Source organism: Enterococcus sp. AZ050, from assembly GCF_051715085.1.
GTDB lineage: Bacteria > Bacillota > Bacilli > Lactobacillales > Enterococcaceae > Enterococcus > Enterococcus faecalis.
In genome coordinates this window covers 1,731,846-1,745,000 of record NZ_JBIOTC010000001.1, presented here as the reverse complement: position 1 = coordinate 1,745,000, position 13,155 = coordinate 1,731,846, and the positions used below count along the sequence as shown (strand labels likewise).

Sequence of the window (13,155 nt, the reverse complement as noted above, 5' to 3'; positions counted from 1 at the left end):
AGGACATTGAGAATATATTCGATGGCTAGTTGAGAGGAGAAGGTCGAGACTTTGAAATCTGCATGTTCAACGTTAGGAATGGGCAAAATCACTGTGGCGTATTTAGCTAATTGGCTGTTCAAGTCTGAAGTAATGGCAATAATCGGGGTGCCTCCTTCTGCAAAAATCCGTGCTTCATTTACGATTTCTGCAGTGTTACCACTGTAAGAGACGAGGATGGCTACGTCATTTTTGGTGGCATTGATGGCTAAATAAAATTGTTCAGCTTGATAAGGGATTAAATGGATAAATAGCTGAATGCGTAATAACTTTGTTTGAAAATCCGTTAAGCGAATGTAGGAGTTACTGACACCCACTGCTAAAATATTTTCAGCGGTTAAAAGTAAATCAATGCTTTTATTTAACATGGCCTCGGTTAATAACTGTTGAGTGGATTGAACGGTTTCAGTCGTTAACTGCGCAATTTTCTTGGCAATTAGTAAATCAGAATCTTGAGCTAAAAAAGGCATATTCGCATCAACATTCCGAATTGCCTGGTAGTGAATTTCTAAGTCGCGGGACAAGCGGATTTTAAATTCTTTGAAACCGCTAGTATCTGTTTTTTTACACAAACGAACAATCGTGGAGGTTGAAGAGTTGGTGGCTTCTGCTAGTTCATAAATCGACATATGCAGGACTCGTTCAGTATGAGATAAAATAAAATCAATAATTAGCCCTTCGTTATATGTATAGCGTTCTTTTTGTTCTAAACATTCGATTAGATTCAATGGGTTCACCTCTCTGTGGTACTTTGTTTCGCTTTCAGTATACCTTAAGCGTATGAATTATGAAACATAGTTACAGAATCAGTTAGTTGTATTTACATCAGAAAGCGGTTTCTTTATGATGAGGATATCACAAAGGATTAAGGAGAGAAGTGAAATGGATAAGTTAACAAACTGGGTGGAGCAAACCGTAGTGCCTAAAGTTTCAAGGATTACAAGTTTACGTTATTTTCAAGCCTTAAGAAATGGTTTTTTTGCAATTATGCCGTTAACAATTATTGGATCGATTTTTATGTTGATTACAGATTTTCCAGTAGCAGGGTATGGCGATTTTATGGCTGGAATTTTCGGTGCAGGTTGGGCGGATATGATTTCACCAGCTTATCGAGCAACTTTCAACATGATGGGAATTATTTTTGCTGGGACGATGTCCTATAAATTGGCGGAAAGTTACGAAATGGACCGTTTAACTTCATTAATTTTAGGAATTGTCGCTTACGTAGTCGTTTTACCGAAAACGGTGACCACTGAATCAGGCGAAGTTGTGACGAAAGTTTTATCGTTTGATTGGTTAGGAACGCAAGGGGTGATTACGGCCATTATTATGTCAATTCTTTCGGTTGAGTTGACTCGTTTCTGTATTAAGAAAAAATTAGTCATCAAAATGCCTGACAGCGTGCCTTCTATGGTGAGCCAAGCTTTTAGTGCATTGATTCCTGGGATTTTTGTGGTAGCGGTGGCTTTATTGATTAATGGGATTGGGCTTTCGTTTGCGGATTCCTTCCCGCAATTAATTTATGCGGTGATTCAAGCGCCACTGCAAGGTTTAATCGGAACCCCTTTTGCAATTATTATTGTGGCTGGCTTAAATGGATTGTTCTGGTGGTTTGGGATTCATCCAACTGTCATCAATTCCATGTTATATCCTATTTTATATGCGAATGCAGACAAAAACCAAAGCTTAGCGGAATTAGGACAATTAACTGCTCAAAGTGGCAACTTTGGCACGGTCCAAATGCTCGATCAATTTGCCACAATTGGAGGCGCTGGTTGCACGATTGGCTTGGCTATTGCAATGGCCATCGTCGGACATTCATCTAGAATGAAAGCCATGTCGAAAATTTCGTTTGTTCCAGCATTTTTCAACATTAATGAACCCTTGATTTTTGGACTCCCAGTTATTTTTAACCCTTTATTATTGATTCCGATTGCGGTCGCGCCGATTGTATCGGTCTTGATTGCCTTTCTGTCAATGAAAATTGGGTTCATGCCAATGTTTACAAACATTCAAGCACCATGGGCTACGCCCTTTCTGTTTTCGGGCTTTTTAGTGGGAAAATGGCAAGGTGCAGTGACGCAAGTTTTAGCTGTTGCCGCTAGTGTCGTTATTTATTATCCATTTGTAAAAGCCTTAGATCGACAATATCAAAAAGAAGAAGCCCATGAAGTACCAGAAACATTGTAGAGAAAGAGGAGTGAAGGAAATGCATGTTGAGAATGATGAAAATATTTGCTGTGAAGTGGAAAAAGGAATGGAAAAAATGTATCATCCGATGGTGCCCGAGTTGGTTCAAACCTCTTCCTTTTATTTTCCAACTTACGAAGAATTTATGGCGGCGAGTATAGATGAAAAAAATAATTATGTTTACACACGTGGCACCAACCCCACAACAGAAATTTTAGAGAAAAAAATTGCTCGTTTGGAACGTGGAGAAAAATGTAAAGTTTTTGCCTCAGGAATGGGCGCTATTTCGGCAACGCTGTTTACGTTGCTCCAACAAGGTGATCATGTTTTAATGGTCAATACAATTTATGGAGAATCTGTTTCGTTTGTGCAATATTTAGAGAAATTTGGCGTATCCTTGACCAAGGTAGACGTTGCAGAAACAGAAGAACTTTTTCAATTTGTTCAGGAAAACACCAAAGTCATTTACTTTGAAAGTCCGTCCTCACAAAAGTTTGAACTGCTAGATTTAGAAAAAATAACTGCGTTAGCACAAAAAATCGGCGCATACACTGTCATTGATAATACGTGGGCGTCACCGTTATTTCAGCATCCTTTATGCCATAATGTGGACCTGGTGATTCATTCTTGTTCCAAATATATTGGTGGTCATTCGGATATTGTAGCAGGGGCTGTCATTGGCAAAGCAGCGCTTGTAGATCAAATTTTTGAACATGGTCATCAAGCATTAGGCGCAGTCAATAGTCCCTTCAATTCTTGGTTAGCGTTACGAGGTATTCGTACCATGCCCGTTCGGTTGGCGCATCAGTCTCAAGCCATCCAAACGGTGCTGTCGGCTTTGCAAAAGGATCCGCGAATCAGTCGCTTATATCATCCTTTTGTAGGAAATCAACAACAACAAGCGTTAGCAGAAAAATATTTAACAGGTTATGGCTCCTTGTTTGCGATTGATTTAAAAGATACCGATTTTGAACGTTTGAAAACATTTGTGAACGCATTGACGCTGGTCACAATTGGGGTCAGTTGGGGTGGCTTTGAAAGTTTGGCCTTGCCTGTATTCAAAGGCAATAACTTGACGGCTGTTCAGAAAAGAGGCTTGTCGCCAGCGCACATTCGCATGTACGTTGGTTTGGAAGAGCCAACATCTATTATCGAAGATATTCAACAAGCTTTGGATCAAGCCTACGGCGAAGAAACGCTTTTGTGAGACATTAAGGCGGAGCCATTGTCTGCCTGTAATTCAATAACATATTTTCATTTTTAGGAGGGGAACTTAAGTCAGTTTGACTGAGGTTACTCCTCCTGTTTTGCATTTTTTTATTAAAGTCAAAGCGTTCCTCTTTATTTAATAGGCAAAGTTCGATATAATAATGGTCAATATTAGTCAAGAGAGAAGAAGGATGGAAGACTATGAGTAATCAAAATACGTCAGATTTAATCGAGGCTTATTTAAAAAAGATTTTAGAAGAAAGTAATAAAATTGAAATCCGTCGGGCGGAAATGGCTAATTTATTTAATTGCGTTCCTTCACAAATTAACTATGTAATTAATACACGTTTTACCATCCAACGAGGCTACGCAGTTGAAAGTAAACGTGGTGGAGGCGGCTATATTCGCATTGTCAAAGTACAAATTTCAGATAACGATCAATTACTAAAACAAATGGATCAATTGATTGGCGCAACCTTAACAGAAAAAGATGCGCTAACATTTATTCAAACATTGTATGAAGAAGAAGTGATTACGAAAAAGGAAGGCAATTTAATGCTAGCTGCTTTAAGTAAAAGCACATTAAATGGTCTGGGGAATCACGAAGATTTTCTAAGAGCTCAAATAATGCGTTCATTTTTAGAGCGCTTGAGCTATGAGGAGGAATAACTATGGATGAACTATTTACAGAAAGTGCGAAAGCCGTACTGGCGATTGCCCAAGAAGAAGCGAAGTATTTTCGTCATCAATCCGTCGGTTCTGAGCATTTATTATTAGCACTCGTTTTAGAACCGAATGGGATTGCCGGAAAAACATTACGACAATTGAATACTGACACAGAAGACATCCGTGAAGAAATTGAGCATTTAAGTGGCTATGGCACCATGCAAAGTCCAATGGGGAATAACAACTTATACTTACCTTATTCACCAAGAGCCAAACAAATCTTTGCCTATGCTGGAGATGAAGCGAAGCGCTTAGGGGCTCAAAAGATTGGTACTGAGCATTTATTATTAGGCTTGTTAAGAGACGAAGAAATTTTAGCGTCTAGAATTTTAGTGAATTTAGGATTAAGCTTATCCAAAATGCGTCAATTATTATTGAAAAAAATGGGCGTTTCCGAACCCAATGGCGCACAACGTCGTCGGAATGGTCAAAATAAAAATGCGCCACAAGGGACGCCAACATTGGATTCTTTAGCAAGAGATTTAACCAAGTTAGCACGAGAACAAAGCTTGGATCCAGTAGTTGGTCGCGGGACCGAAGTCCGTCGTTTGATCCAAATTTTGAGTCGCCGTACCAAAAACAATCCTGTCTTAGTCGGTGAACCAGGTGTTGGGAAAACAGCGATAGCAGAAGGGTTAGCCCAGAAAATTGTCAACCGGGAAGTCCCTGAAGATATGCAAGGCAAACGTTTAATGATGCTAGACATGGGTGCCTTGGTTGCTGGAACCAAATATCGAGGTGAGTTCGAAGATCGCTTGAAAAAAGTTGTCGATGAAATCTATCAAGATGGACAAGTCATTTTATTTATCGACGAATTGCATACCTTGATCGGTGCTGGCGGTGCAGAAGGGGCGATTGATGCTTCAAATATTTTAAAACCTGCTTTAGCACGTGGCGAGTTGCAAACAATTGGTGCGACAACTCTGGATGAATACCAAAAATATATTGAAAAAGATGCCGCTTTGGAACGTCGTTTTGCCCGTATTCAAGTAGCAGAACCAACGCCAGAAGAAGCAGAAGAAATTCTAAAAGGCTTGCGTTCACGCTATGAAAAACATCATGGCGTAGAAATTACAGATGAAGCTCTACATGCAGCGGTTCAATTATCGATTCGCTATTTAAATGACCGCCAATTACCAGATAAAGCAATTGATTTAATGGACGAATCTGCAGCAAAAGTTCGTTTAGATAAGGCAGATCAACCTTCAGAAATTAATGAATTGCGTACCGAAATTTCTCAATTAATTACGGAAAAAGAAGAGGCCATTCAAAACCAATCATTTGAAAGTGCTGCTCGGATTCGTCAAAAAGAAAAACAAGTGATGGAAAAACTAGAAGAATTGATTGCAGTGAAAGAAAAAAGTCTGTCTGGTTACAGTACACAAGTAACAGAAGAAGACGTGGCTGGGGTTGTTTCACAATGGACAGGCGTTCCTTTGCAGCAGCTAGAGAAGAAAGAAAGCGAACGATTGATGGAATTAGAAACCATTTTACATCAACGGGTCGTTGGCCAAAATGAAGCAGTTGAAGCTGTTTCACGCGCTATCCGTCGTGCGCGTAGTGGCTTGAAAGACCCAGCAAGACCGATTGGTTCCTTCATGTTCTTAGGACCAACTGGGGTTGGGAAAACAGAACTTGCCAAAGCCTTAGCCGAAGCGATGTTTGGCAGCGAAGAAGCTTTGATTCGCGTGGACATGTCTGAGTTTATGGAAAAATACAGTACTAGCCGTTTAATCGGTTCTCCTCCAGGTTATGTCGGCTACGAAGAAGGCGGCCAACTAACTGAAAAAATTCGTCAACGTCCTTATTCCGTTATTTTGCTAGATGAAGTAGAAAAAGCCCATCCAGATGTCTTTAATATTTTATTACAAGTCTTAGATGATGGCCATTTAACGGATGCCAAAGGACGAAAAGTCGATTTCCGTAACACGATTTTAATCATGACCTCCAACTTAGGAGCAACAGCGATTCGTGAAGAAAAACATGTCGGCTTCAATGTGAAAGACATTTCTAAAAATCATGAATTAATGCAAAAACGAATCATGGAAGAATTGAAAAAAGCCTTCCGTCCAGAATTCTTAAACCGAATTGATGAAACGGTTGTATTCCATTCCTTGAAACAAGAGGAAATTCATGAAATCGTGAAAATTATGAGTCAATCTGTCGTGAAACGGATGGCCGAACAAGAGGTTAAAGTGAAAATCACACCAGCTGCAATTGAAGTTATTGGTAAAGTCGGGTTTGATCCAGAATATGGCGCACGTCCAATTCGTCGGGCCTTGCAAAAAGAAGTGGAAGATCGTTTAAGTGAAGCCCTTCTTTCTGGTCAAATTCAGTTAGGGGATAAAGTAACTTTAGGCGCTAGCAAAGGCAAAATCACGTTAAATGTGCGGGCACCAAAAGCACCAAAGACAGAAGCGAAAGAATTACAAACTGTATAGATGAGATGCGAAGTCTGGTACAAAAACCATTTAGGGTTTTTATGCCAGGCTTTTCTATTTTCCAGTGGCGATTTCTTTTTGAGAATTGCCAGATTGATTTTTCTGTGCTACGTTAATAAGGAGGGGTGATGGAATGGAACAATCTTTTTTTCGAGAATTACTACATTATCAGCGTCCAAAGGATAATCCTTTTCGACTAGTGTTTGCTGGCTTGGTTATGTTCAGCATTCTTTTTTTGGGCTATATCAATCATCAATTATTGATTTCAAGCTTTGGCTCGTTAGGTATTTTTACTTTTTTATATTATCAGCCGTTACCATTAAAACAGTTAATGACTCGTTTATCTGTGGTCGGTAGTTACCTTTTTTTAGGAAATTTGTTAGGCATGTTATCGACCCATATTGCATGGCTCATTCCCATTGTTGTTGCACTGGTCGGTTTTGGTGGCCGCTTTTTCTTTGAAGTCTACGATATTTCAAAACCAGGGGCCTTCTTTGGTGTGATGGTGACAGCGATGGGTGCCAGTACGAGTATTCCGTTAGCAAAAATTCCGTTCATGAGTGGCTGTATGTTATTAGGCATTGGCTTTTCCATTTTGTTTGCACTAGTGTTGCATTTTACAGAGAAGGAAATCAGTGCCCCGCTAGCTAAGCGATCATTACGGGAACGAATTTATCGGCATCCAGAAGCGCCATTAGATAGCATATATTATAGCTTTGTCTTATTTTTTGCTGTATATATCAGCGAAAGTTTACATTTACAGAATCCGTATTGGTTAGTCGTTTCCTGTGCATCCATTTTACAAGGAGACAATTTACGTGCGATTAAGCAGCGAAATATTCAGCGAATTTTTGGCACAACGATTGGATTGGTTATTTCCGCTTTTCTGCTTAATTTAGCTTTGACAACTTTTGAATCGATTGTCGTGATTACAATCTTATTTGTGACCGTTGAGTATTTTATTCGTCGTAATTATGGATTGGCGCAATTTTTCACAACGCCTATGGCTCTGATGCTGTCATTGCTCGTTCGTCAGCAGTACGTGATAACGTTGATTCAATTCCGCTTTTTGGGGATTGTTTTAGGCAGCTTGTTAGGCTTAGCGGCAGCGTGGCTATTCACCGTTGTAGTAACGTTTTATGAACGAAAATACCACTTGAATGAGTGACCAAAGAACAGATGATCAGTAATTAAAAAAGAACATTTGGTAGGTAAGCGGATGGTGCTTCTCTACCAAAATTTTTTTCGGAAACATTGTGAAAAATGTACGTTTAATACAGATAGGCTCTTTTAAAGTTTGTGAACGTATGATACTATTAAACGGTCATAAAGAAGGAGGCTATATTTATGATTGAACTGATTGCAACTGCAGAATCTGTTGAGCAGGCTGTAGAATTACTCGCAACAGGTGTGGATACATTATATATTGGAGAAGAAACATTCGGGTTGCGTTTGCCCGTATCTTTTACACGAGATGAACAACGCGAGATTGTGAAACGTGCACATGAAATGGGCAAACAAGTGCTAGTTGCAGTAAATGGCATTATGCACCCTGAAAAAATGAAATTAGTCCCAGAGTATCTGACATTTTTAAAAGAAATCAACGTCGATAAAATTACTTTGGGTGATCCGGGTATTGTGTTTATTATGCAACGAGATGGATTAGAAATTCCTTACGTTTATGATGGCGAAACCTTGGTAACGAGCTCACGTCAAATCAATTTTTGGAGTAAACGAGGAGCCATCGGAGCTGTCCTAGCTCGGGAAGTACCTTTTGAAGAAATGGCCGCAATGGAAGAAAACTTAGCAGTTCCAGCTGAAATTCTTGTCTATGGGGCGACGTGTATTCATCAATCGAAACGCCCATTAATTCAAAATTACTACAATTACACAAAGAACGACAAAGGGGTTACGAAAGACGAAGGGCTGTTTATTTCTGAACCCAAAAAACCAGAAACCCGCTATTCCATTTATGAAGATAGTCATGGTACGCATATTTTTGCCAATAACGATGTGAACTTGATGAATGAGTTAACAAACTTGTATGACCATCACTATCGTACATGGAAGCTCGATGGCCTTTACACGCCAGGTGAAAATTTTGTCGCGATTGCTCGCTTATTTGCTGAAGCGAAAGCAGCACTTGAAGCGGGAACTTGGTCAGAAGATCAAGCAGCTCATGCAACAGCTGAAATTGAAAAATTACATCCAACAGGTCGTGGCTTAGACAATGGTTTCTTTGATTTAAGTGCCGATGCAATAAAATAAATTGATTCATTTAAGGGGAAGAAGAACATGAAAGTAATGACAGAACGAACATTGAAGCGTCCCGAGGTGTTGGCTCCAGCCGGGACGCTAGAAAAACTAAAAGTCGCAATTCGTTACGGTGCCGATGCCGTTTATATCGGAGGGAATGCCTACGGTCTGCGTAGCCGCGCAGGAAATTTCACGCCAGAAGAAATGGCGGAAGGCGTAGCCTTTGCCCGCGAACATAATGCGAAAGTTTATGTCGCTGCCAATATGGTCACTCATGAAGGAAACCAGGAAGGGGCAGGAGCGTTTTTCAGAGAATTGCGAGACATCGGAATTTCAGCTGTGATTGTTTCCGATCCAGCTTTAATCGAAATTTGTGCGACAGAAGCACCAGGTTTACCTATCCATTTATCGACACAAGCTTCAGCAACCAACTATGAAACATTAGAATTTTGGAAAAATGAAGGCTTAGAACGTGTGGTATTAGCGCGCGAAGTTTCAATGGAGGAAGTTGCAGCGATTCGTGAAAATACGGACATTGAGATTGAAGCCTTTATTCATGGAGCAATGTGTATTTCATATTCAGGACGTTGTACTTTATCCAACCATATGTCGATGCGGGATGCCAATCGTGGCGGTTGCTCTCAATCTTGTCGTTGGAAATACGAGTTATTTGATATGCCTTTTGGGACAGAACGTCGGAGCAAAACCAGTGAAGGGGAAGTTGAAGAAGAGTTTTCAATGAGCGCCGTAGATATGTCTATGATTGAACATATTCCAGAATTAATTGAAAATGGTGTCGATAGTTTTAAAATTGAAGGCCGCATGAAATCCATTCACTATGTTTCGACAGTCGCTAATGTGTATAAAAAAGCCGTCGATTCTTACATGGAAGATCCTGAAAACTATGTCTGCCAACAAGAGTGGATTGATGAATTATGGAAAGTAGCACAACGTGAATTAGCAACTGGTTTTTATTACAATACACCAAGTGAAAATGAACAATTATTCGGCGAACGTCGTAAAATTCCACAATATAAATTTGTTGGCGAAGTGATTGCGTACAACGAAAAGACGCAAGTCGCGACAATTCGTCAACGGAACCTTTTCAGTGTCGGCGATGAAATTGAATTTTATGGTCCCGGGTTTACCCATTTCCACCAAACCGTTAAAGAGATGTATAATGAAGATGGTGAAGCGATCGATCGGGCACCTAATCCCATGATGTTATTAACAATGGAAGTGACGCAACCTGTTGCAGTCGGCGATATGATTCGTAAGAAAAAATAAACCAGCCAAAAGGAGGAGTAATTATGAGTGTCCGCGTGAATGATTTATTAAAATTACCGTCTTTGCGAGAAGCAACGGTACTTTCTGGTAAAAACCAATTGGACACATCTGTTGCTTCTCTTTCTTTTTTAGAAGTCTCTGATATGTCTTTGTTTTCGGAAAAACTTCACAAAACAAATGAATACCATGCTGGCGAAATTTTGATTGGTTCATTTTGTGCCATTCGTCATGATGTGGTGAAGCAATGCGAAACGATTCGGCATCTCCATGAATTAGGCGAGGTAGGCCTAATCTTGTACTACGTCGGGATTATCGTACCGAAAGTTGCAGAGGAAGTGATTCAATTAGCGGATTCTTTAGGTTTCATTTTAATCCAAATGCCTAAAAATGATCCCACATTACGCTACAACGAAGTCATTTATGAAGTCATGAAATTGTTAGTCAATAAAAATAAAATGGCTTCTTTTGCAACGGACCTCTTGGAAAAAGTTTCCCTTTTGCCTGAACAAAACCGCAGTGTGGAAATGACCTTGAAAATCCTATCCGATTTTTTAAAAGTCAACATTGCGTTAACCACCTATACCAATGAAATCATCAGCACCATCAATTGGCCGCGAAGCACGAAATTGCCCTTAACCAAGTTACTTTATCAATCACAAGAGAAAGTAGCGCTGGGAGAAACGACCTACTTCATTACCTCGCAAAAACTTCCTCAGAAAGATGGACAAACATTGAAGCTTTACTTCATTCGAGAAGAAGAGCAGTTAACCTCTTTTGAGATGAATCAAGCGGTGGAAGTCGTTCAGATGGCTCTGAATTTATGGGGGAAAAACTATGACGAAGTCAGTGAGTATGCCTTAGTCCAAGCAATCATTAACGATGAAAGTGATAAGATGTACCAATTAGCCAAAAAATTAATGATTGATATTTCTTCTGTCGAAACGATGTGGCTTTTGCCTATTTGGCAACAAGGACAAGAAATCCACGCTATTCAGCAAGATTTGAAAGATTTCCTACGTTACTATTACCAAACAACGATTGTCCAGCAAACAGAAAATTACCTGATTGTTCTCTTAGGTAATTATTTACACAAACAGCCTGAAGCCACGATTAGTAAAGAATACTTGCAAGCCACAGACTATCAGGACTATTTAGGTGAAATCATCCTTTGTCCGAAAGTTCGTAACACGACTGAAGTGCGTGTCAGCTACCAAACCGCTAATCAAGTCGCGCCGTTTTTAAAGCGTGTCTATCCACAAAGAAAAGTGTTATCAATCGCAGAAATTCGTACAGTTCAACAAATGATGACGTGTCTCCAAGCAGGAGAAGAAGCAATCCAACAACGCTTAGCAGTTATCCAACCTCTCTTAAAAGAATCAGAACAGTTAATGACATTAGGGACGTTTTTACTAGATGCAAGTAGTGATTTTAAAGAATGCGGAGAACGCCTATTTGTTCATAAAAATACGGTCAAATATCGTATCAGTAAAATTAATGAAGCGCTCGGCTATGATATGACCAACGCCGCCGAAGCCTATGAAGTCTATTTGGCGATGATCTTATATCGCTTGGTCACGAATGAATGAAAAAAGCAGACAATCGGCAGTAGCCGATTGTCTGCTTTTTTATTTTAAGCCAAAACTTCCTCGATATTTTTTTCAATTTGAAAAAGACCTATGACTGATTTTTCGTTATAATTGAAAAAATAATTAAGGAGGAATGAGAATGAAATTAAAAAACGAGCAACAACAATCGTGGCTTAGCTTAGCATTTGTTTGGGCGGGCGCAATGATTAGCGTGCCAGGATTAATTATTGGAGGAACGTTAGTTGCAGGCATGCCTTTATGGGAAGCTTTGTTAACAGGATTTATTGGTTACGGTATTATTGTTATTTTAATGATTTTACAAGGAATTCAAAGTTCCGACTTACAAGAACCTTCTGTCAAAGTCGCTTCTCAAGTGTTTGGCATTCAAGGTTCGCAAAAGATCATTTCTATTATTCTAGCGATTGCTTGCTTAGGTTGGTTTGGTTTGCAAGCCAATGTCAGCGGCGGCGCCTTCACGAACTTTTTAAAAATTTACGGCATTGATTTACCTGTGTCGCTTTCTTCCTTAATCTGGGGAATTATCATGCTTATTTCGGCTCTTTATGGCATAAAAATATTGAAAATTCTGAATTATTTTGCGGTTCCTGTGTTAGTTCTGGTTTGTCTTTATGGCTTGGTGGCTTCGTTAAGAAACAACGGTTGGGAAGCTGTTAGTCAATATACACCTCAAACAGCAGGAAGCTTTATGTCAGGTCTTTCAATGACTGTCGGTTCTTTTGCATTAGGCGCAGTAATTGCTGGAGATTACTCTCAGTATGTTTCTTCTCGTAAAGATGTGGTTAAAGCGGCCACCTTAGGGATTTTACCGACAGGCTTGTTGATGATTGGCGTTGGTGCGGTCTTGACCATTGCTTCGAACACCGCAGATATCACGGAAGTTTTTATGAATCTCGGTTTTCCAGTTTTAGGAATTATTGCGCTAATTTTAGCAACTTGGACCACGAATGCCGTGAATGCTTTTTCTGGCGGACTGGCCTTGATTAATGTCTTTGATATTCCAAAAGAAAAAGAAAAAGTCGCTGTCGGTGCGGCCGGCGCCATTGGAACCTTATTAGCAGTTGTGGGGATCTTAAATTACTTTACGCCGATTATGTCTGTCCTTTCTGCGATGGTGCCACCAGTGGCTGGTGTAATGATTGCTGCCTATTGGTTGATTAACAAAGGCGATCGAACCAAATGGCAGCCAACGCCTGGCGTGAATAAATTAGGTGTTTTTTCATGGCTAATTGGTGCTGCAGTGGGGGGCATTCCGGTGATTATGAGTTTCTTTCCCAATGCCCCTCAATTGCCTAACCAACCGCTAATTGGCATTGTTTTATCGTTTGTTATTTATTATTTCGGTGTAAAACGTCAACAGACGAACACCGAATCATTAGAAATGGAATGAAGAAGAGGAGTGT

The 13,155-nt window shown here is 39.9% G+C and carries 10 protein-coding genes (1 of these 10 cut by a window edge); 9 read left to right on the top strand and 1 reads right to left on the bottom strand.

Annotated features, from left to right (window positions below; translation table 11 throughout):
• Positions 1–776: the 5' portion of a MurR/RpiR family transcriptional regulator gene (locus IGJ04_RS08440; protein ID WP_016617997.1), read on the bottom strand. Its footprint begins 82 nt before the window's first position; 776 of the gene's 858 nt are visible here — the first part of the coding sequence; the start codon lies at positions 774–776; the stop codon falls past the left edge of the window.
• Between the two features lie 145 nt (positions 777–921).
• Here IGJ04_RS08440 and IGJ04_RS08435 point away from each other — a divergent pair, with 145 nt between their 5' ends.
• From IGJ04_RS08435 to IGJ04_RS08395, 9 genes are all read left to right on the top strand, one after another.
• A complete protein-coding gene (locus tag IGJ04_RS08435; protein ID WP_033624256.1) occupies positions 922–2,229 on the top strand; it encodes a PTS sugar transporter subunit IIC in 1,308 nt (435 codons plus the stop codon).
• Positions 2,207–3,436, top strand: coding sequence for an aminotransferase class I/II-fold pyridoxal phosphate-dependent enzyme (locus IGJ04_RS08430; protein ID WP_016617996.1), 1,230 nt, complete (start codon positions 2,207–2,209; stop codon positions 3,434–3,436). The genes IGJ04_RS08435 and IGJ04_RS08430 overlap by 23 nt, the downstream gene beginning before the upstream one ends.
• Positions 3,437–3,639: 203 nt before the next feature.
• Positions 3,640–4,107: a CtsR family transcriptional regulator gene (locus IGJ04_RS08425; protein ID WP_002354715.1), complete on the top strand. Its 468-nt coding sequence runs from the start codon at positions 3,640–3,642 to the stop codon at positions 4,105–4,107.
• Positions 4,108–4,109: 2 nt separating this feature from the next.
• On the top strand, positions 4,110–6,605 hold the full coding sequence (locus IGJ04_RS08420) for an ATP-dependent Clp protease ATP-binding subunit (protein WP_002378875.1): 2,496 nt from the start codon (positions 4,110–4,112) through the stop codon (positions 6,603–6,605).
• Between the two features lie 133 nt (positions 6,606–6,738).
• Positions 6,739–7,773: an FUSC family protein gene (locus IGJ04_RS08415; protein ID WP_002354721.1), complete on the top strand. Its 1,035-nt coding sequence runs from the start codon at positions 6,739–6,741 to the stop codon at positions 7,771–7,773.
• A 179-nt stretch (positions 7,774–7,952) separates the two neighbouring features.
• Positions 7,953–8,873: a peptidase U32 family protein gene (locus IGJ04_RS08410; RefSeq protein ID WP_438840117.1), complete on the top strand. Its 921-nt coding sequence runs from the start codon at positions 7,953–7,955 to the stop codon at positions 8,871–8,873.
• Between the two features lie 27 nt (positions 8,874–8,900).
• The gene (locus IGJ04_RS08405; protein WP_002368523.1) at positions 8,901–10,148 is read left to right on the top strand and encodes a peptidase U32 family protein; all 1,248 of its coding nucleotides are present in this window, start codon (positions 8,901–8,903) and stop codon (positions 10,146–10,148) included.
• Positions 10,149–10,171: 23 nt separating this feature from the next.
• Complete coding sequence (locus IGJ04_RS08400; RefSeq protein ID WP_002354724.1) at positions 10,172–11,734, top strand: PucR family transcriptional regulator; 1,563 nt, start codon at positions 10,172–10,174, stop codon at positions 11,732–11,734.
• Positions 11,735–11,867: 133 nt separating this feature from the next.
• Positions 11,868–13,142: a cytosine permease gene (locus IGJ04_RS08395; RefSeq protein WP_438840116.1), complete on the top strand. Its 1,275-nt coding sequence runs from the start codon at positions 11,868–11,870 to the stop codon at positions 13,140–13,142.
• Positions 13,143–13,155 lie beyond the last annotated feature (13 nt).

Coding starts and splice junctions, on each gene's coding strand:
- IGJ04_RS08395 (WP_438840116.1), top strand. CDS start 11,868: ATGAGAATGAAATTAAAAAACGAGCAACAACAATCGTGGCTTAGCTTA.
- IGJ04_RS08415 (WP_002354721.1), top strand. CDS start 6,739: ATGGAACAATCTTTTTTTCGAGAATTACTACATTATCAGCGTCCAAAG.
- IGJ04_RS08430 (WP_016617996.1), top strand. CDS start 2,207: ATGAAGTACCAGAAACATTGTAGAGAAAGAGGAGTGAAGGAAATGCAT.
- IGJ04_RS08425 (WP_002354715.1), top strand. CDS start 3,640: ATGAGTAATCAAAATACGTCAGATTTAATCGAGGCTTATTTAAAAAAG.
- IGJ04_RS08420 (WP_002378875.1), top strand. CDS start 4,110: ATGGATGAACTATTTACAGAAAGTGCGAAAGCCGTACTGGCGATTGCC.
- IGJ04_RS08410 (WP_438840117.1), top strand. CDS start 7,953: ATGATTGAACTGATTGCAACTGCAGAATCTGTTGAGCAGGCTGTAGAA.
- IGJ04_RS08435 (WP_033624256.1), top strand. CDS start 922: ATGGATAAGTTAACAAACTGGGTGGAGCAAACCGTAGTGCCTAAAGTT.
- IGJ04_RS08400 (WP_002354724.1), top strand. CDS start 10,172: ATGAGTGTCCGCGTGAATGATTTATTAAAATTACCGTCTTTGCGAGAA.
- IGJ04_RS08405 (WP_002368523.1), top strand. CDS start 8,901: ATGAAAGTAATGACAGAACGAACATTGAAGCGTCCCGAGGTGTTGGCT.